This window comes from Anabaena sp. WFMT, assembly GCF_051781005.1.
Taxonomy (GTDB): Bacteria; Cyanobacteriota; Cyanobacteriia; order Cyanobacteriales; family Nostocaceae; genus Anabaena.
Window position 1 is genome coordinate 145886 of record NZ_JBPWOA010000018.1, and the last position, 23575, is coordinate 169460.

A 23575-nucleotide genomic window follows, 5' to 3' on the forward strand; every position below is an offset into this window, starting at 1 on the left:
CACCCAACCTAAAAATTATATTTTTATTACAGCAGATTTCATTTTGAGATACAAACTTGAATAATGAAACTCTTGTGGTGCGGGCATCCTCGGACTGAGCAGTTCGACAAGCTCACTGTAAGACCTGTCGAAGTCTTGCCCGCTAGGTATGTACCTCCTGACAGCGAAATCCGCTGTAAATCTGTTTTTCTCAAAATTCAAATCGGATTACTATATATTTTACCATCAGGCATAATTGCGCCTTCCAGATTAACATCTGTGAGAATTGCTCCCGTTAAATCTGCTCCTTGTAAATTTGCGTTTCGCAATATAGCATTAGTCAGATTTGCATAACTCAAATCTGCTCCTTGCAAACTAGCTCCAGTTAAATCAGTTGCTAAATCTCCCCATTGAATTATCCGACCTAAATTAGCTCTACACAACTTCGCACCATCCAAATTAGCATGGTGTAGTGAAGCAGCTCGTAAGTCTCCATAGCTCAAATCTGCTCCACTCAAAACTGCATATCCTAAATCTGTCCGTTGGTTGGAACTAGGACGTAAGTCTACTTGAATTAGCAAAGCGCTAGATAGTTTTGCACCATGTAAATTTGCACCACATAAACTAGCTTTGATGAGGTTTGCTTCATCTAGTCGGGTTTGAGTTAATTTTGCACCTGTTAAATCTGCTTCTCGGAGAATAGCGCGATATAAATCTGCTGCACTTAAATCTATTCCCCACAGAATAGCTTCACTTAAATTTGCTTCTCGCAAACAAGCTTGACTGAAGTTAGTTTTACCTAGCCGTGTCTGACGCAAATCAGCATAGCTAAAATCTATCCCTTCTAAATTTACGTTCGTTAGCTCTGCATCTTGGAGATTAATTCGCTGAAAATTTCGTTCTCCAGCAGAATAGCGGTTGATAATTTCATCTACATTCATAAATAAATACTTCAAAATTCTCAATTCAAACAAAATTCAAAATCCCCGGCAATTTTCAGAGATTTTCTCTGTAATACTTAGGGTTGGGAAAATAACTCCGGGAATGGAGGATAAGAGTTAACGATAATTTTTCATTAATTAACTAAATAGCTGTGGAGTAATTTTAGCATTTTAATGGTAAAATCTAATCATTTCATTGCTCTGTTTCCTAATAATTGATATTTAGTTATACTGCTAAATAGCGATGAAGTCTTTTGCTGATGATTTAAGTTGCCCTATGCCAAAAACAAATCCGTCTCAGGCTAATCCAGCTATTCTTGCTGCCGTTGCTGACTATTTTAAGGTGCTATCAGAAGGAAGTCGGCTACAAATTTTGACCTGTCTCAAATCAGGTTCGATGAATGTCATGGAGATAGCAGAAGCGACTGGGTTAGGGCAGGCAAATCTGTCTAAGCATCTGAAAGTATTAACTCAGGCAGGAATTTTATCTCGTCAGCCCAAAGGGACTAGTGCCTATTACGAGATTGCCGACCCGATTATTTTTGAGCTTTGTGAATTAGCGTGCGATCGCATTAGTCAACGTGTGCTACAGCAGGATGAAAGCCTGAAAGCTTTTCGGAACAAAACTACAGTTTTTTGAATTACCCTACTCATCTTCATCCCCTGGAGGCCGTTCACTCAAGCTTTGTTGCGCGTGCCACTCCAAAACAATGCGTTCCAACATCTCCGCCTGTGTACAGTTATTAACATCTGCATATACCTTAATCAACTGTCTCACTTCAGGGCTAACGTGTCGTATCACTAGTTGCTCATCTTTTTTCATGTTGATCTGACTCCCATCACGTCAGAATTGTAAATAATTCGTTATACTTATTAACATAAGTTCGTAAAACATAAAATTCTGGCGCTACACCCCTCAAATCGGGAATGCCCTCGAACTCAATGGGTGTATGACTGCTCAAAACTTAAATAGCGAGTATTAACCCTTATTTGCCCCAATTCGGCATAGGAGCCAGCAATGAATCAGCCTATAAAATTATCTTTAGAACAAGAATTTGGCCTCAGAATCTTTGCTGACCAAGTACACCAAATGTCTCGTGAACAAGCTCAGATATTTCTGCTCAAGTTGTATGAGCATATGATGATTCAAGAAACAAGCTACCAACAATTACTTAAGCATGAATGGAAACTAGATTCAGGAAGCATCTCTGGTTAAAATAGGAAATTCAAAGGCTTCTAATTTGCATAGTAAACAAGATATAACCCTTGTGCTGTAAGCATTTTAACCAAATGCAAATAAGATGTGAAAAAACCTATTTGCATTTTCACATCTTCATAAATTGAGGAAAGGGTGGGAGTTACCCTCCCCAATCTCAAGCACTAATTGCTTTGTGTTACTACTTTTTGACTGGTGCTTCAGTAGCTGATTTACCAACTAGCTTTTCAGTATTTTCATCACTTTCAAGAATACCGAACTCAATCAACAATTCTTCTAATTCTTCCATTTCAATAGGAGTAGGAATAGTTAGATTTTTGTTGTTGATGATCTTCTTAGCTAATGTCCGATATTCATTACCCTGATCACTATCAGGTGCATACTCGTTAACAGTCATCCGACGCAATTCTGCGTGTTGAACGATATTGTCACGAGGTACAAAGTGAATCATGTGGGTGTTCAAGCGTTTTGCCAGGGTTTCGATTAATTCGACTTCCCGGTCAACGTTACGGCTGTTACAAATCAAGCCACCTAAACGCACACCACCAGTGTGAGCATATTTTAAAACACCACGAGCAATGTTGTTAGCAGCATACATCGCCATCATTTCACCTGATGTCACAATGTAGATTTCTTGCGCTTTTCCTTCCCGAATTGGCATGGCGAAACCACCACAGACAACGTCACCTAATACGTCGTAAGACACGAAATCTAAGTCTGTGTAAGCACCGTTTTCTTCTAGGAAGTTAATAGCAGTGATAATACCACGACCAGCACAACCAACACCGGGTTCTGGACCACCAGATTCTACGCACTTAACACCACGGAAACCGGTCAACAGTACTTCGCTGAGTTCTAAATCTTCAACAGCACCTCTTTCAGCAGCCAAGGAAAGAACGGTGGTTTGAGCTTTGGAGTGGAGCATCAAACGGGTAGAGTCAGCTTTAGGGTCGCAACCTACAATCATGATGCGTTGACCCATTTCTGCCATAGCAGCAAGGGTATTTTGAGAAGTAGTAGATTTACCAATACCACCTTTACCGTAGAAAGCAATTTGTCTAATATTTGAGTCAGTAGCCATGATGAGTTTATTCCTACAATTATTGTGTTGATGAGTCTGAAACTTGATTTGAGATTTTGTGCGATTAGGAAACAGAATTTGTATAGCGACTTAAGGCATACTCAAGGCACTACCAAACGCAGATTCAGATTTTTGTAGGAAAACAATATCTGGTTACTGGAAATTTATTTAGAAGAAATCCACATCTCCTAAATCAAGAAATATTTAACGGCTTAACTTGGGCATTGTCGCTTGTTGTCGCGGCATCCTCGGAGGATGTTTAATCTTGGAGAGTGGTTACAATAGGGATTCACCTTTATGCAGATTTTCCCCCTGAACCACCCAATCAACCAACATTGTAGTTCACTCTCAATGACTGCTACAATTGTGACGATTTTGCTTGTATTTTGGCTGCCAAAAATGTCTAATTTCCAGTCCAACAAACCATTCTCCTAATTTCTGGAAAATTGCTGTATTGATGTTGCTTTTGGATATTTTTTCAGAATCAATAAATCTCACTGTGATTGATACATGGGAATCAATACCCTAGTGTTACTAGTTCACAGTAAAAAATATCTTTCTTGCTGGCTCTAAGTCGCTAACAGTTTTGATTCCTATACATTTACCAGACATCCTCTAAGAGTCTTTCTTCCCAAACTCCAAGGTTAGTCCCATCTGGTTGATAATGTTATCTACTTAGCCAATTCTTATCGGCAAATACTCAAAGGAATTCTGATTGACTTCAAGTTGTTACGAGGGTAACTCTTCTAATTCATTTGTCCTTATCTCTTCGTACAGAAAAGATATATAAACTGAAGTGGATTTAGCAGAACAAAAGAACTTGATTTCGTTGACCTCAATTTACCCTTGAAGTTTTTTTGACTTTGATGTTTTTGATTCCTATCCCAACAATAACATAGATATCAATATTTTATAAGCCTCAAAATAAATTATTTTCCAATTCTAAAAAATATTATCCTTGTTACCTTTAATGGTTATGACTTAGAGGTTATAAGATGCAATTTAGGCAAACATTTTATCAAATAGAGTTTGTGAAATCAGCTACTTTTATAATCAAGTTGAATTTAAAATAATTGAAACTAATAATTTAGAAAATTACATAATTCTGCTATTTTTGCATTCTCAAAAATTTATCGCTTTGTGTCTTGATCACTTTGCCATCTTTTGCAGTGTCAGGTGGCAACTGTTCCAGAGGCAAGGAATTGTAGTTTGTGATTTGGGCTTTGTCTAGTAGTCCGGTAGGGAGGTTTTTGATTTGGAGGGTAAGGTTAGATTTCGCAGGTGACTCTATTTGGTGTATACAGTAGAGTAAACGTTACTGAGTAATAGTGTTGAATCATGAAGGTCAAAAGGCAAATAATTACTGTTGAGGAATTGTTGAGTAGATATGCTGCTGGGGAGCGAGATTTTACTTGTATTGCCATTAATGACTCGCGTGAAGGTTTGTTCAGAGGTGTTGATCTCAGTGGCATTAATCTGGAGGATTTCGCCCTCAGTGTTGACTTTAGTGGTGCTATTTTGAAAGAAGCTAATTTCCGATATACTGAGTGGGGCAGATGTAGTTGGGAAAATGCTGACTTCAGTGGTTCCGACTTTACTGGAATTAACAATGGTGTAGAATGCTACATTGTTCGCTGCAACTTTAGCAATACTAACTGGGAGCGAGCCAATCTGTGGCAATCCACCTTTAAAGACTGCAATATGACTACTGCTAACTTCGATAATGCCAGCTTGGCTGAAGTTGACCTCTACAGGTGAATTATGACAAGGAATAGCTGACAATCTCTATATAAAGTCAAAAGCATGAAGTTAGAAATTTCTGCTTTCTTCTTTCATGCCTTATCCTTTATTTTTTTAACTCCCCAGGCCGGATTCGAACCAGCGACCAATCGATTAACAGTCGATCGCTCTACCACTGAGCTACTGAGGAACGCTCGCAACGATTACTATATTAAACTTAAAACCAGATGATGTCAACTACTTTGGGGAAAATTTTTAAATTTTCTTTGGTAGCTGCTGAAAGTTAAAATTTTTGACAGCCCAAATTCGCTCTAGAAGAGCAATTCAGAGATTTATGAATACTCTTTTCTATAATCCCATCCGCAATTGAGCCAGACGCTGCCTTGCTTTATCATCAATAGCATTAGCTAAAAATCGGCTTTTCGATTGTTTGGGTGGTTGATATCTATGACGCATCCGACACACAGTTGTTTCTACTTCTCCGCATAGTTGATGCGCTGATAACCATTCAGCACCATACCCCTGTACCATTAACTGCTGCGCTCGGTCTGATGTGGCAACAATTACGCGAGAAATTAAACATTGTGCTATTTGGTGACGCATGGACGCACAGGATTTTTCAATATAGGTGTCTGCGGTCTGACCAAAATCTGTGTAATGAACAGTGAGAAAGTCTGTAATATTTTCTCTATTGCTGGGGGTGTTTTGATATTGGGCATCAAAAACTATTTGAGTTTCATAACCTTGAAATGCGCTGTAGTTTGTTATTGCTTCTATTAGTTCCCCCCGTGCTGCCTCTAGTCCAGCATGATCACGGGTTTTCTTTAAGCAAGTCCAAGCGCCTATAATGTTGTAGCCGTCCACTAATAAAATGGACGGGATGATAGAACGGGGCATGGTTTTTAATCACAATTATCTAGAGTTAACAGAAATCATTCATAAGACTTATAGTAATTGAAGCATCACTTGTAACACTATGCTACAGAGAATAAAAAATGCCCCATTGCCGAAAAACTAAACCCTAAGGTAGAAGCAACAATGTCTAAAAAGCCTCTTCAAATAAGGGTTATCGCAGTTTATTTATAGAAATAAATAATTTTTTTGAGTCGTCAAAATTCCATAATGAAAAACCAGATACCTATACAGCAAAGTGTTTGTCTAGTATCTGGTTATGAATTTTTGATGATTAAAAATTGTTGAAAATATTGATATTAGGGGCTTTCAAATAAAAAGTCTGCCAATACTTTTTCTAGAAAACCTGATAGGCAAGATACTGCTGGAGTTTTGTCTTAAGAAGTTTCGCTGTGTGCTTTCATTAGTCGCTGTTTGAGACGCTCGGCTTCACCTGCATCGACTAGAGAGCCTTCTTCTAATAAAAAAGCACCATCACAATAATTTAACTCATCTAAGCGATGCGTTACCCATAAAGCTGTAATTCCGCGACTTTTAACTAGATGACGAACACTGGACACTAAGTCGAGTTGACTATCTGGATCTAGTAGAGCAGTGGGTTCATCTAATAATAAGACTTCACAGTGACGAGCGATCGCACCAGCTATAGCCACACGCTGTTTTTGTCCACCAGAAAGAGCATAGATAGGACGACGTTGTAAAGACAGCAAATTCACTGCCCCTAAAGCCTCCTCCACCCTAGCTCTGACCATAGCAGGAGGCAATTTTTCTGCCACTAATCCAAAAGCCACATCAGCACCAACAGTTGGCATAACTAATTGATGATCAGGATTTTGGAAAACAAAACCAACAGGGGGTGAAATGCCAATTTCGCCAGATTGGGGAGCTAATAACCCTGCTATCAGTCTCAGGAGAGTTGATTTGCCACTGCCATTAGTACCCAAAAGCATCCAAAATTCGCCTTGCGGTACTTTGAGAGAGCAAGATTTGATCACTTGCTCCCCATTAGGCCATAAGAAGTTTAAATCCTGAACTTCGATGCCTACAGCCGTCATTTGTACACCTGGTTTACTCAGTTGCTAAAGCGAAAAATCCGGGTGGTCTAGTACCACCAACGGCAGTACCATCTTTTTGTACAATTTGTACACCTGAAATTTCACTAGCACGGACAGCAATTTTTTTCTCTGTTTTGCCTTCGCACTTGAGTTCCACAATATCAGGGTTCCCAGAGCGCATTGCTGCCAGAATCAGCTGATAAACAGCTTCAGCGTCTTCAGTAGACTTACGTTGTACTGATATCGGGAAAGCAGTATTTTTGATGCTTAAGTCGATGGTAAACATTTAGAATTAATCACATTTCACTGACTGTAGGACTAATTCTAGCGTTACCTGGCTGATTCGGTGTGAATTGTGAAAGGAGGGAAGAATTATGAGATTTTGTTTTATATCGTTGTTTCGTTACCCTGAAGGGATTACAGGTGTCTCACAGATGAAATTATTTCCATCAGCACTGGAAAAATTAGAGATTTGCACCTATTATGATTAAAGAGCGTAAAAAATTGTAAACTGGATTAACAACCCGGTTAACTTTCTGCATATAGGCGGTTATGTCATAGCCATCTATATATAGATAAAACCTGTACTTATAAACTTTTGGAGATTCTTTGTAATGACCATCGCAGTTGGACGCGCCCCGAGTAGAGGGTGGTTTGACGTATTAGACGACTGGTTAAAGCGCGATCGCTTCGTATTCGTAGGTTGGTCAGGAATATTATTATTCCCCTGCGCCTTCCTCGCACTAGGCGGCTGGCTAACCGGCACAACCTTCGTCACCTCCTGGTACACCCACGGACTAGCATCCTCCTACCTAGAAGGAGCTAACTTCCTCACCGTAGCAGTATCCACACCAGCAGACAGCATGGGACACTCCCTGTTGTTACTCTGGGGACCAGAAGCCCAAGGCGACTTAACCCGTTGGTTTCAACTAGGTGGCCTCTGGCCATTTGTTGCCTTACACGGAGCCTTCGGTCTAATTGGCTTCATGTTGCGTCAATTTGAAATCGCCAGACTAGTAGGAATTCGTCCTTACAACGCACTTGCGTTTTCAGGACCAATTGCAGTATTCGTCAGCGTTTTCTTGATGTACCCCTTAGGACAATCAAGCTGGTTCTTTGCACCCAGCTTTGGTGTAGCCGCAATCTTCCGGTTCTTACTATTCCTGCAAGGGTTCCACAACTGGACACTCAACCCCTTCCACATGATGGGTGTAGCCGGAATCTTAGGTGGAGCATTACTGTCGGCAATTCACGGAGCCACAGTAGAAAACACCCTGTTTGAAGATGGTGAAGGTTCCAACACCTTCCCTGGATTCAACCCCACCCAAGCCGAAGAAACCTACTCAATGGTGACAGCAAACCGTTTCTGGTCACAGATTTTCGGCGTTGCTTTCTCTAACAAACGTTGGTTGCACTTCTTCATGTTGTTCGTCCCAGTCACAGGCTTATGGATGGCATCTGTAGGAATTGTCGGCTTGGCACTCAACCTGCGGGCTTATGACTTCGTTTCCCAAGAATTACGGGCAGCAGAAGACCCAGAGTTTGAAACTTTCTATACCAAAAATATTTTGCTGAACGAGGGTATCCGCGCTTGGATGGCTCCTCAAGATCAACCCCACGAACAATTTGTATTCCCTGAAGAAGTATTACCACGTGGTAACGCTCTCTAATTTCATGATGAATTAATACATCTTTAACATTCATCATTTTTAACTTATCCTCCACTAATTATCGGTGGGGGTTTTTTTATGGTTAATATTGCAAAGCAAATTTGATGTGTTATAGTAATCGAAGGTTACAAACCCAGAGCAAGACGCTCTGCCCTTTTGAAATTTAAGACCACTTAGGCAACAAGGAGGTGATGCCCATGATAGAAAGTAGTATACCCATGGGTCATCAGGTTGCAGTTAGCCGGCTGTGCGCCGGGGCTGTTCTCTAAAACTTAGCCTTAGTTATTCTGAGATACTAAGTTAGCTCAAGTAGCTAGGCTAAAAGTCGGAGTTCCTTCCGGCAGTCTGGTTGCAACCTGAAGACCCGCTAGACCGCCCTGATTTAGATCATCAGATTTAAGTCAGGGCGGATAGTTGTTTATGGGAACTTTTGGTTTATCAATAATATGGCAGGAAACAGACAATAGGGAACTTTTTACAGGGTGGAAAGTCTGTGGTGTATATGGCTTTTTTTCTTCAATTTTGTATCTCATTTACCTGCGATCTGCTGTAAGTCTATTAGACATAATTAAAAAGTAGCGATGCAGTTAGGGCTAGACCTTAGCGGAATTATTAGGATGTCTTTGTCAGCACTGTTGACAGTTCGTTTGTGGACTCTTCAAGAATCCCCCCAACTAGAATTTGTGAGGAGTTGTCAATTTCTGCGGTTATTTGGATATGAGTAGAAAACAGTTATTTAATCAAAAACTCTTATCTTGATCATTAGACGCAGATATTATATAATGAGGAGCTATAAAGGATTAGTTTTTACATAAGTTAATTGCATGAATATTTAACGATAAGTTAATCAGTTATTAGCCTTGTAAAAACTAAAATTGTAGTAACGGTAGCAATGCCCTTTCCAAAGGTTTCGGCAAAATGCCACATTTCTAAGCAGCAAATACAACGAAACCGTTTATCTATATAAGGTGTGAGGAGTAAAGGAAAGATGTCTAATCTATTGTGGAAATCCTTGGTTGTTAGCCCAGCCGTTTTGGGAGCGGCCTTATTAGTTTCAGGAACAGCGATCGCTTCGCCCTCCGCAGGCAATGCAGCCCCAAATACCGCCACTGAAGTATCAACACTAGAAACACAAGTAGCAACAGAAGTTGTTCAACAACCTGTGGTATTGGCTCAAGTTAACCAAGACACTCAGGTTTTAGATCAAGTTAAACGCTACAGTAACGAAGGTCAAAATTTACAATCTCAAGTAACATCGGTTTCTCAGTTTTCCGATGTCCAACCCACCGACTGGGCATTCCAGGCGTTGCAGTCCTTGGTGGAACGTTATGGTTGTATCGCAGGTTATCCCAATGGTACATATCGTGGAAACCGTGCTTTAACCCGTTATGAATTTGCCGCTGGTTTGAATGCCTGTTTAGACCGGGTGAATGAATTGATCGCCACAGCAACAGCTGACATGGTGACAAAACAGGATTTAGCCACCTTACAGCGCTTGCAAGAAGAATTTTCTGCTGAATTGGCAACTTTACGCGGTCGTGTCGATGCTTTGGAAGCACGCACTGCTGAGTTAGAAGCCAATCAATTCTCTACTACCACCAAATTGCAAGGTGAAGCTATTTTTGCTCTGACCGATGCTTTTAATGGTGATATTGCAGGTAAGACCGTTTTTCAAGATAGAGTGCGTTTGAACCTGCAAAGCAGCTTCACAGGTAGAGATATGTTGAATACCCGTTTGGCTGCGGGTAACGCACAAAACTTTGGAAACACTGGAGAGAGTAGACAAACCTTTGACGTTGGTAGCACTGGTAATAACAATGTTGAGATAGACAAACTGACTTATGAAGCTCCTGTTGGTCCAGGACAGGTCTATATAGCAGCTACTGGTGGTAAACACAGCCATTATGCTGCTGTTAACAACCCCTACTTCTTTGATAGAACTGATGGTGGTAATGGTTCTTTAAGTACCTTTAGTTCTGAAAACCCCATCTACCGAATTGGTGGTGGTGCAGGTATTGCACTGAATGTACCCTTTGGTCAAGGTGGCGGTATTCTCAAACCAAGTTCATTGACATTGGGTTATTTGGCTTCTGAGGCTAATAGTCCTGCTGCTGGTGAAGGTTTGTTTGACGGTAACTATGCTGCTTTAGGTCAGTTAAACTTTAATGTTGGTAATCGCATTGCCTTAGCTGCTACTTATGTACATGGTTATCATGGTGAAGGTAGTCGTTTGTTTGACTCAGGGAACAATGTGGTGGGTTCTGCTGGTGATGTTGTAGGTTCATCGATATCTAACAATCTACGCAGCAACACAGGATCTTCCAGCAACTCCTACGGTATTTCTGCTGCCTTCAGACCTAGCGAAAAACTTTCCATCAGTGGTTTCGTTTCTTACCATGATGTCATAGGCTTTGGCGCTGGTGATGATTATGAAGCATGGAGCTACGGTGTTGGTGTAGCGTTACCTGACTTTGGTAAGAAAGGCAACGTATTGGGTATTTTCGGTGGCGCTCAACCTTATTCCTTTAACAATAATGGTGGTGCTAACTCTGGTGATATTCCCTACCAAGTTGAAGGTTTCTACAAGTATCGCGTTTCTGACAATATCTCCGTCACCCCTGGTGTGATTTGGTTGCCAGCTACCGGACAAAGCAGCAGCAGCGAAGATACCTTTATCGGTACATTGAGAACAACGTTCACTTTCTAAGACGTTGACGATTTGCTGACAAGTTTGAAACTTGTTTATCCCCGCCATAAGGTGGGGATTTTGTTTTGGGTAGAAAAAAATAACAAACCCCAGTGGAGAACCGGAGTATACTAGAAAAGGGGTGAAGTGGATTTGAGTTGCGTCTCCAAGAGGGGAAGTATGAAAAGTCATGAACAATTTTGATCATTTAGGACTTACGCACTGTACAAACTGCACATGATATGTATGAAGGAAATTGCCTAGTTTCAGGCTTTTGGAATCGCATATTAGTGTGGTGCGTCAGATAGAGACAATCTGTTAGATGCTCAATTATCGGGTCTGACGTGGTTGGTGAGCTTGCCGAACCACACCCTACAAAAGATAAAATTCATAATCCATATTTGATAGATTTTGTTAATGCGTAAGTCCTATCATTTATCCTCCATGCTTCAGCTTTCATTATTTATCCTTTATTCTTAAATTGCTGCTTGTGGAACTATCATGTAAATCTGAATACGCAATTTTGGCGTTATTAGAGATGGCAATTCATTACGAAAGCGGTGAACCGATGCAAATTCGACAAATTGCCGCTCAACAAAATATACCGGATCGTTATCTAGAGCAGCTATTAGCTACATTGAGGCGCGGCGGTATAGTTAAGAGTCAACGTGGTTCAAAAGGTGGCTATCTTTTAGCACGGGAACCTTGGAAAATTAGCATTTTAGAAATATTGGAATGTTTGGAAGGTTTAGATGTGCGGATTAGTGAAGAAGATACCAATAACCTCAAAAGTGTAGATAGTTCTATTGTGGAAGAAATCTGGCAAGAAGCGCGTCAGGCTGCAAATTCAGTCTTACAAAAACATTCGCTTCAGGATCTTTGTGAAAAAAGAGATTCACGCCGTCAGTTAGATATCATGTATTACATTTAAAGGATTCACAATTTATTATGCGGATTGCTCAGAATATTACAGAATTAGTTGGCCGGACACCCTTAGTAAAGTTAAACCGGATTCCCCAAGCAGAAGGTTGTGTCGCGCAGATTTTGGTGAAACTGGAAAGCATGAACCCCTCGTCTTCGGTGAAAGATCGCATTGGGGTAAGCATGATTAATGATGCTGAACAGGAAGGATTAATTAGTCCCAGCAAGACAATTTTGGTAGAACCGACATCGGGAAATACAGGAATTGCTTTGGCAATGACAGCGGCAGCTAAGGGGTATAGATTGATTTTGACTATGCCGGAGACGATGAGTGCAGAGCGACGGGCTATGTTGCGGGCTTATGGTGCTGAACTGGAACTCACGCCAGGAATTGAGGGGATGACTGGGGCAATTCGCAGAGCGCAGGAGATTGTAGAGAGAACTCCTTATGCTTATATGTTGCAACAGTTCCGCAATCCGGCTAATGCCAAAATCCATCGGGAAACTACAGCTGAGGAAATCTGGGAAGATACCGATGGACAGGTAGATATGATTGTGGCGGGAGTGGGTACAGGTGGTACGATTACTGGTGTAGCGGAAATAATTAAAGCTAAAAAACCAAGTTTTCAAGCGATCGCAGTTGAACCAACTAATAGCCCTGTTTTATCTGGCGGTAAACCAGGCCCTCACAAAATTCAGGGCATTGGGGCAGGGTTTATTCCTCAAGTGTTGAGGGTAGAATTGATTGATGAAGTGATTGCTGTTAGTGATGAAGATGCGATCGCTTATAGTCGCCGTTTAGCCAGAGAAGAAGGTCTACTATCTGGGATTTCTACTGGTGCTGCTCTCTGTGCTGCCATTCGTGTCGCCCAACGTCCAGAAAATCAGGGACGCTTAATAGTGATGATTCAACCCAGTTTTGGCGAGAGATATTTGAGTACACCACTGTTCCAAGATTTAGAAGCAAAAGTTGCAAGTAGTATCAGCTAACGATACGTTAGATTAAATCAGTTAACCAATAACTGATGATTGATAACTGTTAGCTGATCATGGTCGATTCTAACCACTACGAAACCCTCAAAGTTAATTCCAAAGCCAGCCAAGCGGAGATTAAACAAGCCTATCGCCGCTTGGTTAAGTTATTTCATCCTGATACTAATCAGGAAATAGCAAATAACGAGCAGATTATTCTCATTAATGCCGCCTATGAGGTTTTAGGCGACACCCACAATCGCCAGCACTACGATCAAAAACTGCAACATAAAGCTCAAAAATCAAGTATTCCCAGGCCAAAGCGCAATTCTGACCAAAAACCTTACAAAACAACCAGGCCAACGGGAAGAGATGCTGATGAACAAATCGAAGAATGGTTGCGCCGAGTTTATAAACCAGTAAATCGGATACTTTGTACAATTCTCAGTTCTCTAGAAGAACAAATTGAAGAATTAGCCGCAGATCCTTTTGATGATGAATTGTTAGACGAATTTCAGAATTATTTAGAATCTTGTCGAGAAGACCTCAAAGAAGCTCAAATTAGGTTTCGTTCTTTGCCGAATCCTGCTACTTTTGCAGCAGCGGCAGCGCACCTTTACTATTGTCTGAGTCAAGTTGCAGATGGAATAGAAGAGTTGGCGTATTTTCCGTTAAGCTATGATGATCGCTATTTGCACACAGGTCAAGAATTATTCCGTATAGCTAAAAGGTTGCATCGTGAAGCCCAAGAATCGGTGAGTAAATGAGGCTTACTCAAAGTTACAAAATATCATCAACTACAACCGTACCACCATTATAGAAATCTATACTGAGATGATAATCTTTAAGTAGCGCAGTTCCAATGAGAGGACGGCGACCCATTGCCAAAACTGCAACTTCTCTCTCGACACCATTCCATATAATATTGGACAAAAAAACATTAACTGGAACATTAGAATTATCAGCAAGATTTGCTTCAATACTAGCAAGGTAGGGCAGCCTAAGTTTAGTAATTGCATCTGCTGGTAAAGTTAAGAAACCTTCAAATCCTGTATCAACAACACATCCAATCTCTATATTTAATCCTTCTGGTAAATGAAAAATTACATTAATTCGAGCTTGCAGGCCAACTACAGTTCCATGTATCACTATGCTGTCCTGATCAATGTACCACCAACAGCATAAACCGCATTATAGCCAATTCGTCCTGCCCAAATTGCTGCATCAGCTTGTTTAGTTTGTAATTTGCGACTTGTGATTATTAAATCATCACCAATTTCATATTCTCCTGTTTCTACATTAATTGAAATAATTTTGCCAATGTTTTCTGTTTGTTCTACTACAGTGCGGATGCTTTTTTCATAAATTTCTTTACCACGTTTGGTAATTTCTTCACCAGTAAGTTTAGGGTAAGGCATACAGGTAATTTACAAGTTAAAGTTTTGAGTGAATTCCTACACTCATTCTAGGACAGAAGCTAGAATCAGTAGTTAATCTCTATAGTGCTGAAATAATTTTTAATTTAATAAACCACGAAGACGCGAAGAGCGCGAAGTAAGAAAAGAAGATTAGTAATTTTATAGATTAGAAGGGAGTCGTCAAATTATTTTAGGGTTCAAATAAAGCACGAATTAAAAATCACTAAAATCGAGATTTACTATAGGTTTTTGATAACCGATATTTTTATTGTCTATAAAATCTACAAAATCTTCAAGAAAATTGTCATAATTATAATTTTCATAATTACCAGGAATGTAAATATGGTAGGAATATTCAGTAGAATTTCTACCTATACCACACTCTTCATAACCCCGCTCAATTTCTTCCCAATATATAAGTTCATGCTTTGTAAGCAATCTAATTTCTCCCTCAATATCACTATATTTACAGATTCTTTTGAGTTTATCTTCATTAAAACGGTAAAATGATCTACTCCAACCATATTTCTCAAAAGAATTTTCATCCCTCCTTTCAAGAAGGAAAGCATAAAATTCTCGTGTTATGCGAGGTAATTTTGCAAGTTCCTTAGCTAAAAAATCAAACGCCTGTTTTATATCATCAAGTGGGTAACAATAATCTGCTTCTCCTTGAATTTTAAATTTATTTATGTGATATTCATAATAAACTTTAAGTGCATTTTCATTAAATTTAGGTTTTCCTATTACCTCAATATAATTTTTAATACTTGTAGCAAATTCACCTTCTTGATTTGGTATCTCTAACTCTATTTTTACCCTGACAACCTCTTGTTTTATGTACTGGTGAATAGATTGTAATCTATCGAGAGGAAGATCAATTACTTTTTTACAAATGGTGTTGATATCCCAAATATTTCCCTTTTTAAAATTAAATTTATCCCATAGTTCTTTATTTGGTGTGTAACTTTTTTGTTTGTGACCAATTATTAGTATATAAATCTCATTATATTCTTTTATATTTTTATCAAAAACAGTCTTTAGAGTATCATTAATCTTAGTAGATTTTTTTTCCGAAGTAATTTGAAATGCTATGCCTTTTAAAGAATTACCTAAATCTAATCCAGGTGCATTGCTTCTTTCATTATTGAGATTTTCCAAGCGTATATCAAGTAATATATTCAATATTTCCCTAAAGAAATTTTCAAGATGTATATTTAAATCGTACAATTGTAGTCTGGTTCTATTATCGACTTGATGAGCAATATTGGCTAGTTCATCTATTATTTCACCTATAAAATAACCCCTAGTAATCACGTATTGCTCCTTATTTTTATTTACAAAATCAATAAATAAATTTGTAGTTGTTTTAACTCTAACAGATAAACTAAATATAGTATTGTCCATAATGCAGCAAGTTCTACTTGGATGGTTATTATACGAAAATCTTATGAGTATTCCCTATTTCACTGACCACTAAGCAAGCAAATTAGTTTATACTGATAATAGAAAAAGATTAAGAAATTTTAAGTTCTGTTACCAGAGTACTCATGCAATGTATTGTAAATCGCCGCGCTCAGTTTTCGGCAAGTCATCGGTATTGGTTGCCAGAACTGAGTGAAAACGAAAATGTTGAAAAATTTGGTCTTTGCTCGAAATTTCCCGGTCACGGGCATAACTATGTTTTATTTGTTTCTCTCGCTGGGGAACTAGATGAATATGGTATGGTGCTGAACTTGTCTGATGTGAAACACGTCATCAAACGGGAAGTTACTGGTCAACTAGATTTTTCTTATCTCAATGATGTGTGGACAGAATTTCAACAAACTCTCCCCACCACAGAAAATATTGCGCGGGTGATTTGGGAACGTCTAGCACCCCACTTACCTTTAGTCCGCGTGCAGTTATTTGAACATCCTGAACTTTGGGCAGAATATATGGGCAACGGAATGGAAGCATATCTCAGTATTAGCACTCACTTTAGCGCCGCGCACAGACTCGCTCATCCTGATTTGAGTTTAGAAGAGAATACAGAGATTTATGGTAAATGCGCTCGTGTGAATGGACATGGACATAACTACCATTTAGAAGTCACTGTGAAAGGAGAAATTGATTCTCGCACGGGTATGACTGTCGATTTAGGTGCTTTGAATCAGGTGATTGAAGATTATGTAGTGGAACCATTTGATCACACCTTTTTAAACAAAGATATTGCTTTCTTTGCTAAAGTTGTCCCCACTGCTGAGAATATAGCCCTTTATATTAGTAACGTATTGCGATCGCCTATTCAAGAGCTAGGAGCCAAGCTTTACAAGGTCAAACTCATCGAAAGCCCTAATAATTCCTGCGAAATTTACGCCGCTGATACAGAATCCACATCTGTTAGTACAGCCGTAAGTCAACCAGTCTTAGCAAGAGTTTAACTAATTCGTAATTCGTAATTCGTAATTCGTAATTTTTGGGCTTAATTTTCCAGATATTTGGAGACGCACTCGCGTTGGTCTATAGGTAGCTTTTTTACGAAAGCGACTAAAAAGTCTTTAGGAATTACAAATTATCAATTACGAATTATTTTAAAAATTGGCAATTAGAAAGTAATATCACAAGTAGTTTGCATAAAAATCTCCTAGTATTTTCCTAATTTTAAAAAATATCGACGACCGGCTAAATATCGTAAATAGCGATAAATTAACCAGGACAAAACTCCTAAAGAGAGATTTAGTACTATTTGTTTAAGTATAAACGAAAAAATATCCGGCTCAAACAGTTGCTCTAACCTCAATGGACTAAGTTTTCTAGCGAGAAGAAACAACCCAAAAATAGCATTTCCACCTAGTAAGAGAATTAACATTATTAAACCCCTTTGCCAATAACGAGTTTGGGGTGTGTAACCAGAAATTAAAGTAATAGGAGGTTTGCGTTGTACTCTTCGCAGTATTTGCTCTAACCGCCAAAACATCCACAACAGCAAAGGAAATAAAGCGTAACCAAGAAAATGTATTGGAGGTGGGTAAACCCAAGCCCTGGATAAAATATTCACCAAAGCATGAAAAAAGACAGCATTTAACCAAGCTATAAAAATTAAACTTCTGTCTCGATTTAAACGCCTTGTGGAAGAAATATATATTCCTAGTGCATAACCCCAGGGTGCAGAAAACATAGAATGTACAGGAGTGCTAATCAACCTTTCTAGAATTGATGCTGTACCGTGAAACCAGTAAATCCAGTTTTCTTCAGCCGTAAATCCTAAAGCTACAGCGATGGTAAAAAGAAAAACAGTTGTAGCACGAAATTGGTATCTGCGTTGAAGATAACAGATAGGAAAGATAACTGCTGCTAACTTACAGCCTTCTTCAATTGGCGCTATTTCCACCATCTGTCGCAGGGAAAAGCCAAAAAAAGAACGCTGTATTTTTGCCCAGTCTATAACTGAGTTAGCAACATTTTCCACCGTCCATTCTAGTCCCAGGGCTACGAAACCAGATATTCCCCCAATGATGAAGAAAAAGAGCAATTGTAGCGGTGGCGGGGCAGCATGAGTCCGGCGGTAATAAAACCACAAAAACAGCAGCGGTGGAATGACTGCCCATAGTATGAGAGATAAATTAGCCACACACCTGAGCAATTACAGTCCGATGACGGGGGCTATTGCTAGTGATGGTAGGAGTTTGAAAACCTGCCTTTACTAAAGCTTGCTCAATATTCAAACTGAAGTATTCATCTAAATAAGGTTCGGTACTTTTGAGCAGGGTTAAGATGTATGTTGGCATTTTCTTGTAAATTTCCGATTTAGGATTCATGTCCATAATTGCTAAATGCCCACCTGGACGCAAAACACGTCTTGCTTCTGCAAAAATCTTTTGGGTTGCTGATTGGGGTAATTCATGGCACATGAGAAAAATGGAAACTAAATCATAGGAAGCATTTGCCAGTCCTGTAGATTCAGCTTGAGCATGAACCCAGTTAATTGTAGCTTGACGTTGTTGGCTGCGATAGTTAGCTACAGCTAAGAAGTAGGGAGATAAATCTAAACCTGTAATCTTGGCTTGGGGATAAACTGCTTGCAGGGCAAAAGTACTCATTCCCACACTACAACCTAAATCTAGGATGTCTTGTGGTGGTTGGGAAATGGAACTTTCGACGATTTTATGGTAACTTTGGCGTAGTTTCGCATCACCTGTGGCTTCGGTATCTTGCCAAATTTTAGCGTGGACGGCATGAGCAGCAGACTCTACCTCAAAAGCAGCTTGCCAACTGAGATTTCCGGTTTCGTAAGCGTGGAATGAGGTAACGTAGTAGTCTGGGTAGGTTAGCTGAGAATTTTGGACTTGAGCTAAATCTGTTGACCAATCACGAGTTTGGAGTTTTTCTACTTCTTGTGTCCAAAAAACGCCTATTCTTTCAGCCCGTTTGATCATCATTTGTCTGGCTTGGTGTTTGGCGAGGTTCGCTAAAGGTTGAATTGAGAGGATGCCATTCACGAGCCGGGAAGGTAAGTCAGGAGTTGATGTTACAGAAACCGTCATAAGTCAATTTGTGTTGAACAACCTTTTTATTTACTTATGACATATTTGCTGGAGTTGAGTCTAGAAGGTGATGTAATTACAATGGGCATTAGGTGAGAAGATGGTTATTTTCATCCTGGAAATCATGATTCAGACAATCTCTGTGTTTTTCTATCTTTGAGATTAAAAGATGCAATACCAAGCCTAAAACCTTGATAAATAGGCTTTTGAGAATTCTATAGTATTTATGTATTAATGGAAAAATGGAGTTTAGTATCAACAGTTGGTGACATCAAGTGGGTAAAATATAACCGCAGTATTTATAAAGCAGGTATATCCAGCGCGTGAAGATATTTGTATATCATACTCCAGAATTAACTCCAACTGATGAAGCGCCAGAATGCGCGATCGCTGTTGATGTCTTGCGAGCAACTAGCACAATGGCGACAGTTTTAGCGGCTGGAGGCGAAGCAGTGCAAGTCTTCAGTGATTTAGACCAACTAGTAGAAGTTAGCGAAAAATGGCCATCGGAAAAACGATTACGTGCTGGAGAACGTGGCGGTGCGAAGGTAGCTGGCTTTGAATTGGGTAATTCACCCTTAGATTGCACAGCAGAATTGGTACAGGGTCGGCGCTTATTTATCAGTACCACTAATGGGACTCGCGCCTTAAAACGGATACAAGATGCACCAATTGTTCTCGCCGCTGCTTTAATTAACCGGGCTGCGGTGGTGCAATTTCTCCTAGAAAAGCAACCGGAGACAGTCTGGATTGTCGGTTCTGGTTGGGAAGGCAGTTTTTCTTTAGAGGATACTGTTTGTGCTGGTGCGATCGCACATAGCATTTGGCAACAAAGTAATTCTTCTTTAGAAGATTTAACTGGTAACGATGAAGTCACCAGTGCGATCGCTCTCTATTCACAATGGCAAAATGATTTACTGGGATTATTCTACCAAGCTAGTCACGGTAAGCGATTATTACGCCTGGAATGTTTAGAAGATTTAAAATATTGTTCCCAAACTGATATTTTAGATGTCCTACCTATTCAGCAGGAACCTGGTGTTTTAAAAAGTCATAATAAATAACCAAAAAATTATTTTTTCTGGTTAGATTTACCCCTTATAAGCAAAAGTTTCGTAAGGGGTAAATTTTAATTTGCTAAATTTAAAAATTGGCGGATCATATCGGCATTTTCTTGGTTGTCTGTAACACCTGGAAGATATGGTGTTAAAGGTATACGCTTCGCTGAAACTAATACAATACTCACTCTATAAGATCCGTCATCATCATTTTCTACCTGAACATCAGCTATTTCTCGAATTTGATGCTGAATCACTTTTGTACCTAATAATTTTTGTCGTTTCATAGTAAAAACACTATGAGTTTTATCAAGGACAATATGAACAATTTCAGATTCTATAAATAAATATACTCCAGTTAGAGTGAGTATAACTCCCGATATAGATATTCCTCCAAAAGGAGAAAATCCGATAATTAAACTAAGTCCAATCAAAGCCAAGATGCTACCAATTATCCAAGCTTTTACAGCATATCGTAATATCAGTATATTCAAATCTTTTTTGACAACTTTCATCAACATCTCCAACCGAAAACTAGGTCTTTGATAACTACAATTTCACCACTGTAGTTTCCGGTGGGTGAAATATTATTCTTAATGAATAGTTGTTAAAGATACGCCCAACCAACCTGCAAAATTATCTTGCTGAGTCAGGGAAGGATGATCAACAGATTTGAGTTGATATTTAGTAGGTTGTTGTATTGCAAGAGATACACAATATTGACGTAATTCATCTTGGTGAAAAACCGTAATCTCGATAGTATCATTAGGTAGATAATCTTTTAAACGTTCGCTTAACAGATTTGTTCCTACCTTAATCCCATCAATCGCTAATAATTCATCACCTGGGTCAATTCCTGCTATATTTGCAGGTGAACCTATTTCAACAAATTTAATTATTTCCCTTCCATATTCAGTTTTTGTTTTCACACCTAAAAAAGGTTCTTCATCCTTTTCCTCTACCAGTTGTACACCAAAAGGTTCTAAATACTGATTAAATGGTAAATCATCTAGACCATGAATATACTGATTAAAGAAATCAGATAAATCTATCCCTGCTACAGATTCAATTGTTTCCTTTAACTGCTCTGAAGTATAGCCAATTTCTGCTTGTCCAAATTGCTGCCACATTTTCAGCATGACGTTATCCAAAGAAAGCTGATTGCTATGGCGAGAACGAATTAATAAATCAAGCAACAGCGATACCATTTCCCCTTTTAAATAGTAGGAGATTTGTGAGTTAGGACTATTAGAATCAGGACGATAAAGTTTAATCCAAGTATCAAAACTCGACTCAGAAAGAGGTTGTACTTTACGTCCGGGAATATTGTTATATTTGGTAATTTCCTGATTTAAATGGTTCAAATACGATTTAGCATTATAAATTCCGGCACGGAGAGGAATTGCCAAATCATAGTAACTTGTTGTTCCTTCACAAAACCAAAGAGATGATGTATAGTTTTCTTGGTCATAATCAAACACCTCTAAAGCTTTTGGGCGAATTCTTTTAACATTCCACAAGTGAAAAAACTCGTGTGCTACTAATTGAATAAAGCGATCATATTTATCTTGATTGCGAAAACCAAAACGGTGATAAATTAACGAGCAAGAATTTTTATGCTCTAATCCGCCATAGGCTTGGTTAAATAAATGTAGTATGAATACATATCTTTCATAGGGCAAACCACCAAACATTTCGGCTTCGACTTCTATAATTTTTTTGAAGTCAGTAAGCATCTGTTGCACTTGATAGTTACCCTGTCCCCAAATTGCCAATTCATGAGATTTGCCTAATACTTCAAAGTCAAAAATCTGATGATTACCAATTTCAAAAGGACTATCAACAAGAGTATCAAAGTCGGCAGCTAAGAAAGTATTGTTTTGACCAGCAACTTTTGGTAAACCTGTAGTGACCTGCCACTCTGGGTGCGGTGGTACAATAGTAATGTGAATTGGTTTTTCTTGCCAACCAGGTATTCTCAAAAATAGCGCCGCACTATTAAAATAAGCGTGGGTAGCATCCAAATGATTTGTACGTACCGATAATTCATTAGCAAAAACGCGGTAACGCAAGATGACTTTAGCAGCATCACCTTTCTCTACCTGCCAGTGATTTTTACTGACTTTCCGCCAAGGTAAAGGAGTTTCTTTATCTGAAAAAGCCGCAAAATCTTGTAAATTTTTAGCATATTCTCGCACCAGGTAAGAACCAGGTGTCCATACTGGCATTTTCAGATCAAGAATTGGCAATGGATAATCTACAAAATGTAGAGTCACCTCAAACAGATGATTTTCTGGTTGGGGCATTGCTACCCAGTAATGAATTAGTGGATAAACTTCTTGAACTTGAGTGTTGAAACGAATTGCTATTGCTTCAGTCATTTTGTGTCCTGATTGTGGGTTTATTTAGTCAATAGTCAACAGTTGCTAGACAGTAGTAAATATTCAATTAATACAAGGGTTTTTACCACTAAGTACCAATTAGAATTTATTAGCCAAATTCACTAGTTGCTTAACATTAATGATATCAATGGAGTTATTAGGGGGATCAATTTTAATCCATCCTTTTTCATGAAGTTTTTCCATGATTTTGGTAGTTTCATCAAGGGTAATTTCAGTTACTTCTGCCAAATCTTTAAAAGGGATGTAAAAAATTTCCTGTCCTTGGGCTGACTTTTTACCATAGTTATCACTCAAGCCAACTAGAGTATGGGCAAGTTTGACGGCTGGTGGTGAAGACCGCATTTGCAAACGGATATTAATTTGCCGCACGCGTCGCACCATTAGTTGCAGCATTCTATGATGTAACTGCGGATCTTTGAACAAAATTTGGATAAAACGTTCTCTGGAGACAGTTAATAATTTCACAGGTGAAAGGGCAATGACATCTGTTGAGCGTGGTGATTCATCTAAAACCGCCATTTCTCCAAAAAAATCGCCCCGTCCTAAAATCGCTATTGTCACAGAATCATCACCATTAGTACGTCGAACTTTAACCCAACCAGAAACCAAGAAGTAAACTGCATTACCCCAGGCATCTTCCATCAAAACTGCTCGTCCAGATGGGTATTCGTGTTCAACGGCTATGTTGAGTAACCATTCCAAAGTTTGTGGGTTGGCTGTACTCAACAAGGGAAAAAGATCACTAAAAACCTCTATTTGCATGAAATATTCACAAGGAATTAATTCAATAAGATTGTAACTTTTCAGTTTTTTAACATAGATTACTTGTATTATGTATGTAATATAAGCTATTCGTATTTAAAAAACTGAGCAATGATACTATGTCAGTTCTAACACTTATCAAATCTGTTAGGACTAATTGGTAAGCATGGCTTGCTATAATCATAACCACAGGATGAATAATGGTAAGTAAACAGCAATTAGCTATTAACAACGAGTCC

The 23575-nt window shown here is 39.1% G+C and carries 23 protein-coding genes and 1 tRNA gene; 10 read left to right on the plus strand and 14 right to left on the minus strand.

What is annotated here, in order from left to right:
* Positions 1-197: 197 nt before the first annotated feature.
* The gene (gene hetL / locus ACSQ6I_RS11225; RefSeq protein ID WP_438890425.1) at positions 198-920 is read right to left on the minus strand and encodes a heterocyst differentiation pentapeptide repeat protein HetL; all 723 of its coding nucleotides are present in this window, start codon (positions 918-920) and stop codon (positions 198-200) included.
* A gap of 277 nt (positions 921-1197) precedes the next feature.
* Between hetL and ACSQ6I_RS11230 the strand changes: the two genes are divergently transcribed.
* Both ACSQ6I_RS11230 and ACSQ6I_RS11235 read left to right on the plus strand, forming a co-directional pair.
* Complete coding sequence (locus tag ACSQ6I_RS11230; protein WP_438890426.1) at positions 1198-1560, plus strand: ArsR/SmtB family transcription factor; 363 nt, start codon at positions 1198-1200, stop codon at positions 1558-1560.
* A 378-nt stretch (positions 1561-1938) separates the two neighbouring features.
* Positions 1939-2136, plus strand: a complete 198-nt coding sequence (locus ACSQ6I_RS11235) for an NblA/ycf18 family protein (RefSeq protein ID WP_438890427.1) — start codon at positions 1939-1941, stop codon at positions 2134-2136.
* A 181-nt stretch (positions 2137-2317) separates the two neighbouring features.
* On the opposite strand, the gene nifH is transcribed toward ACSQ6I_RS11235, so the two are convergent.
* Complete coding sequence (gene nifH, locus ACSQ6I_RS11240) at positions 2318-3217, minus strand: nitrogenase iron protein (protein WP_016953627.1); 900 nt, start codon at positions 3215-3217, stop codon at positions 2318-2320.
* A gap of 1338 nt (positions 3218-4555) precedes the next feature.
* On the opposite strand from nifH, the gene ACSQ6I_RS11245 reads away from it, so the two are divergent.
* Positions 4556-4975 carry a pentapeptide repeat-containing protein gene (locus ACSQ6I_RS11245; RefSeq protein ID WP_438890428.1) on the plus strand — a complete coding sequence of 140 codons (420 nt, stop codon included), beginning with the start codon at positions 4556-4558 and terminating at the stop codon, positions 4973-4975.
* A 100-nt stretch (positions 4976-5075) separates the two neighbouring features.
* Here the strand turns inward: ACSQ6I_RS11245 and ACSQ6I_RS11250 are convergent.
* From ACSQ6I_RS11250 to ACSQ6I_RS11265, 4 genes are all read right to left on the minus strand, one after another.
* A tRNA-Asn gene (locus tag ACSQ6I_RS11250) sits at positions 5076-5147 on the minus strand.
* Positions 5148-5305: 158 nt separating this feature from the next.
* A complete protein-coding gene (locus ACSQ6I_RS11255) occupies positions 5306-5854 on the minus strand; it encodes an NYN domain-containing protein (RefSeq protein ID WP_015215478.1) in 549 nt (182 codons plus the stop codon).
* A 392-nt stretch (positions 5855-6246) separates the two neighbouring features.
* Positions 6247-6924 carry an ABC transporter ATP-binding protein gene (locus ACSQ6I_RS11260; protein WP_015215479.1) on the minus strand — a complete coding sequence of 226 codons (678 nt, stop codon included), beginning with the start codon at positions 6922-6924 and terminating at the stop codon, positions 6247-6249.
* Between the two features lie 13 nt (positions 6925-6937).
* A complete protein-coding gene (locus tag ACSQ6I_RS11265) occupies positions 6938-7210 on the minus strand; it encodes a hypothetical protein (RefSeq protein WP_015215480.1) in 273 nt (90 codons plus the stop codon).
* A gap of 328 nt (positions 7211-7538) precedes the next feature.
* Here ACSQ6I_RS11265 and psbD point away from each other — a divergent pair, with 328 nt between their 5' ends.
* The 5 genes from psbD to ACSQ6I_RS11290 all read left to right on the plus strand — a co-directional run bounded on the left by psbD (position 7539) and on the right by ACSQ6I_RS11290 (position 13940).
* Positions 7539-8594, plus strand: a complete 1056-nt coding sequence (gene psbD, locus ACSQ6I_RS11270) for a photosystem II D2 protein (photosystem q(a) protein) (RefSeq protein ID WP_438889924.1) — start codon at positions 7539-7541, stop codon at positions 8592-8594.
* A gap of 988 nt (positions 8595-9582) precedes the next feature.
* Positions 9583-11301, plus strand: a complete 1719-nt coding sequence (locus ACSQ6I_RS11275) for an iron uptake porin (RefSeq protein ID WP_438890429.1) — start codon at positions 9583-9585, stop codon at positions 11299-11301.
* A gap of 469 nt (positions 11302-11770) precedes the next feature.
* A complete protein-coding gene (locus ACSQ6I_RS11280) occupies positions 11771-12211 on the plus strand; it encodes an RrF2 family transcriptional regulator (protein ID WP_438890430.1) in 441 nt (146 codons plus the stop codon).
* Positions 12212-12228: 17 nt separating this feature from the next.
* The gene (cysK, locus tag ACSQ6I_RS11285) at positions 12229-13191 is read left to right on the plus strand and encodes a cysteine synthase A (RefSeq protein ID WP_438890431.1); all 963 of its coding nucleotides are present in this window, start codon (positions 12229-12231) and stop codon (positions 13189-13191) included.
* Between the two features lie 59 nt (positions 13192-13250).
* Positions 13251-13940, plus strand: coding sequence for a J domain-containing protein (locus ACSQ6I_RS11290; RefSeq protein ID WP_438890432.1), 690 nt, complete (start codon positions 13251-13253; stop codon positions 13938-13940).
* A gap of 13 nt (positions 13941-13953) precedes the next feature.
* Here ACSQ6I_RS11290 and ACSQ6I_RS11295 read toward each other — a convergent pair whose 3' ends face one another.
* From ACSQ6I_RS11295 to ACSQ6I_RS11305, 3 genes are all read right to left on the minus strand, one after another.
* A complete protein-coding gene (locus ACSQ6I_RS11295) occupies positions 13954-14322 on the minus strand; it encodes a clan AA aspartic protease (RefSeq protein WP_438890433.1) in 369 nt (122 codons plus the stop codon).
* Positions 14322-14591 carry a hypothetical protein gene (locus ACSQ6I_RS11300; RefSeq protein ID WP_438890434.1) on the minus strand — a complete coding sequence of 90 codons (270 nt, stop codon included), beginning with the start codon at positions 14589-14591 and terminating at the stop codon, positions 14322-14324. Before ACSQ6I_RS11300 ends, ACSQ6I_RS11295 begins: the two co-directional genes overlap by 1 nt.
* 213 nt (positions 14592-14804) lie before the next feature.
* Positions 14805-15995: an SMEK domain-containing protein gene (locus tag ACSQ6I_RS11305; protein WP_438890435.1), complete on the minus strand. Its 1191-nt coding sequence runs from the start codon at positions 15993-15995 to the stop codon at positions 14805-14807.
* A gap of 143 nt (positions 15996-16138) precedes the next feature.
* On the opposite strand from ACSQ6I_RS11305, the gene ACSQ6I_RS11310 reads away from it, so the two are divergent.
* The gene (locus ACSQ6I_RS11310; protein ID WP_438890436.1) at positions 16139-17011 is read left to right on the plus strand and encodes a 6-carboxytetrahydropterin synthase; all 873 of its coding nucleotides are present in this window, start codon (positions 16139-16141) and stop codon (positions 17009-17011) included.
* 203 nt (positions 17012-17214) lie between these two features.
* Here ACSQ6I_RS11310 and ACSQ6I_RS11315 read toward each other — a convergent pair whose 3' ends face one another.
* Entirely contained in the window at positions 17215-18201 is a 987-nt protein-coding gene (locus tag ACSQ6I_RS11315; RefSeq protein ID WP_438890437.1) for a PrsW family intramembrane metalloprotease, read from the minus strand.
* Positions 18194-19114, minus strand: coding sequence for a class I SAM-dependent methyltransferase (locus tag ACSQ6I_RS11320; RefSeq protein ID WP_438890438.1), 921 nt, complete (start codon positions 19112-19114; stop codon positions 18194-18196). Before ACSQ6I_RS11320 ends, ACSQ6I_RS11315 begins: the two co-directional genes overlap by 8 nt.
* A 323-nt stretch (positions 19115-19437) precedes the next feature.
* On the opposite strand from ACSQ6I_RS11320, the gene ACSQ6I_RS11325 reads away from it, so the two are divergent.
* Positions 19438-20178, plus strand: coding sequence for a 2-phosphosulfolactate phosphatase family protein (locus tag ACSQ6I_RS11325; RefSeq protein ID WP_438890439.1), 741 nt, complete (start codon positions 19438-19440; stop codon positions 20176-20178).
* Positions 20179-20243: 65 nt separating this feature from the next.
* Here ACSQ6I_RS11325 and ACSQ6I_RS11330 read toward each other — a convergent pair whose 3' ends face one another.
* The 3 genes from ACSQ6I_RS11330 to ACSQ6I_RS11340 form a co-directional block, all read right to left on the minus strand.
* On the minus strand, positions 20244-20687 hold the full coding sequence (locus ACSQ6I_RS11330) for a hypothetical protein (RefSeq protein ID WP_438890440.1): 444 nt from the start codon (positions 20685-20687) through the stop codon (positions 20244-20246).
* Positions 20688-20765: 78 nt separating this feature from the next.
* Positions 20766-22553, minus strand: coding sequence for a M61 family metallopeptidase (locus tag ACSQ6I_RS11335; RefSeq protein WP_438890441.1), 1788 nt, complete (start codon positions 22551-22553; stop codon positions 20766-20768).
* A 99-nt stretch (positions 22554-22652) separates the two neighbouring features.
* Positions 22653-23336, minus strand: coding sequence for a Crp/Fnr family transcriptional regulator (locus tag ACSQ6I_RS11340; protein ID WP_438890442.1), 684 nt, complete (start codon positions 23334-23336; stop codon positions 22653-22655).
* Positions 23337-23575: the final 239 nt, after the last annotated feature.

What these genes read in the sequence shown, in the direction of transcription:
- ACSQ6I_RS11335 (WP_438890441.1), bottom strand. Translation starts at nt 22,553, where the DNA reads ATGACTGAAGCAATAGCAATTCGTTTCAACACTCAAGTTCAAGAAGTT.
- ACSQ6I_RS11320 (WP_438890438.1), bottom strand. Translation starts at nt 19,114, where the DNA reads ATGACGGTTTCTGTAACATCAACTCCTGACTTACCTTCCCGGCTCGTG.
- ACSQ6I_RS11305 (WP_438890435.1), bottom strand. Translation starts at nt 15,995, where the DNA reads ATGGACAATACTATATTTAGTTTATCTGTTAGAGTTAAAACAACTACA.
- ACSQ6I_RS11340 (WP_438890442.1), bottom strand. Translation starts at nt 23,336, where the DNA reads ATGCAAATAGAGGTTTTTAGTGATCTTTTTCCCTTGTTGAGTACAGCC.
- ACSQ6I_RS11330 (WP_438890440.1), bottom strand. Translation starts at nt 20,687, where the DNA reads ATGAAAGTTGTCAAAAAAGATTTGAATATACTGATATTACGATATGCT.
- ACSQ6I_RS11230 (WP_438890426.1), top strand. Translation starts at nt 1,198, where the DNA reads ATGCCAAAAACAAATCCGTCTCAGGCTAATCCAGCTATTCTTGCTGCC.
- ACSQ6I_RS11275 (WP_438890429.1), top strand. Translation starts at nt 9,583, where the DNA reads ATGTCTAATCTATTGTGGAAATCCTTGGTTGTTAGCCCAGCCGTTTTG.
- hetL (WP_438890425.1), bottom strand. Translation starts at nt 920, where the DNA reads ATGAATGTAGATGAAATTATCAACCGCTATTCTGCTGGAGAACGAAAT.
- ACSQ6I_RS11310 (WP_438890436.1), top strand. Translation starts at nt 16,139, where the DNA reads ATGCAATGTATTGTAAATCGCCGCGCTCAGTTTTCGGCAAGTCATCGG.
- ACSQ6I_RS11255 (WP_015215478.1), bottom strand. Translation starts at nt 5,854, where the DNA reads ATGCCCCGTTCTATCATCCCGTCCATTTTATTAGTGGACGGCTACAAC.
- ACSQ6I_RS11245 (WP_438890428.1), top strand. Translation starts at nt 4,556, where the DNA reads ATGAAGGTCAAAAGGCAAATAATTACTGTTGAGGAATTGTTGAGTAGA.
- ACSQ6I_RS11300 (WP_438890434.1), bottom strand. Translation starts at nt 14,591, where the DNA reads ATGCCTTACCCTAAACTTACTGGTGAAGAAATTACCAAACGTGGTAAA.
- ACSQ6I_RS11290 (WP_438890432.1), top strand. Translation starts at nt 13,251, where the DNA reads ATGGTCGATTCTAACCACTACGAAACCCTCAAAGTTAATTCCAAAGCC.
- ACSQ6I_RS11260 (WP_015215479.1), bottom strand. Translation starts at nt 6,924, where the DNA reads ATGACGGCTGTAGGCATCGAAGTTCAGGATTTAAACTTCTTATGGCCT.
- nifH (WP_016953627.1), bottom strand. Translation starts at nt 3,217, where the DNA reads ATGGCTACTGACTCAAATATTAGACAAATTGCTTTCTACGGTAAAGGT.
- cysK (WP_438890431.1), top strand. Translation starts at nt 12,229, where the DNA reads ATGCGGATTGCTCAGAATATTACAGAATTAGTTGGCCGGACACCCTTA.
- ACSQ6I_RS11235 (WP_438890427.1), top strand. Translation starts at nt 1,939, where the DNA reads ATGAATCAGCCTATAAAATTATCTTTAGAACAAGAATTTGGCCTCAGA.
- ACSQ6I_RS11265 (WP_015215480.1), bottom strand. Translation starts at nt 7,210, where the DNA reads ATGTTTACCATCGACTTAAGCATCAAAAATACTGCTTTCCCGATATCA.
- psbD (WP_438889924.1), top strand. Translation starts at nt 7,539, where the DNA reads ATGACCATCGCAGTTGGACGCGCCCCGAGTAGAGGGTGGTTTGACGTA.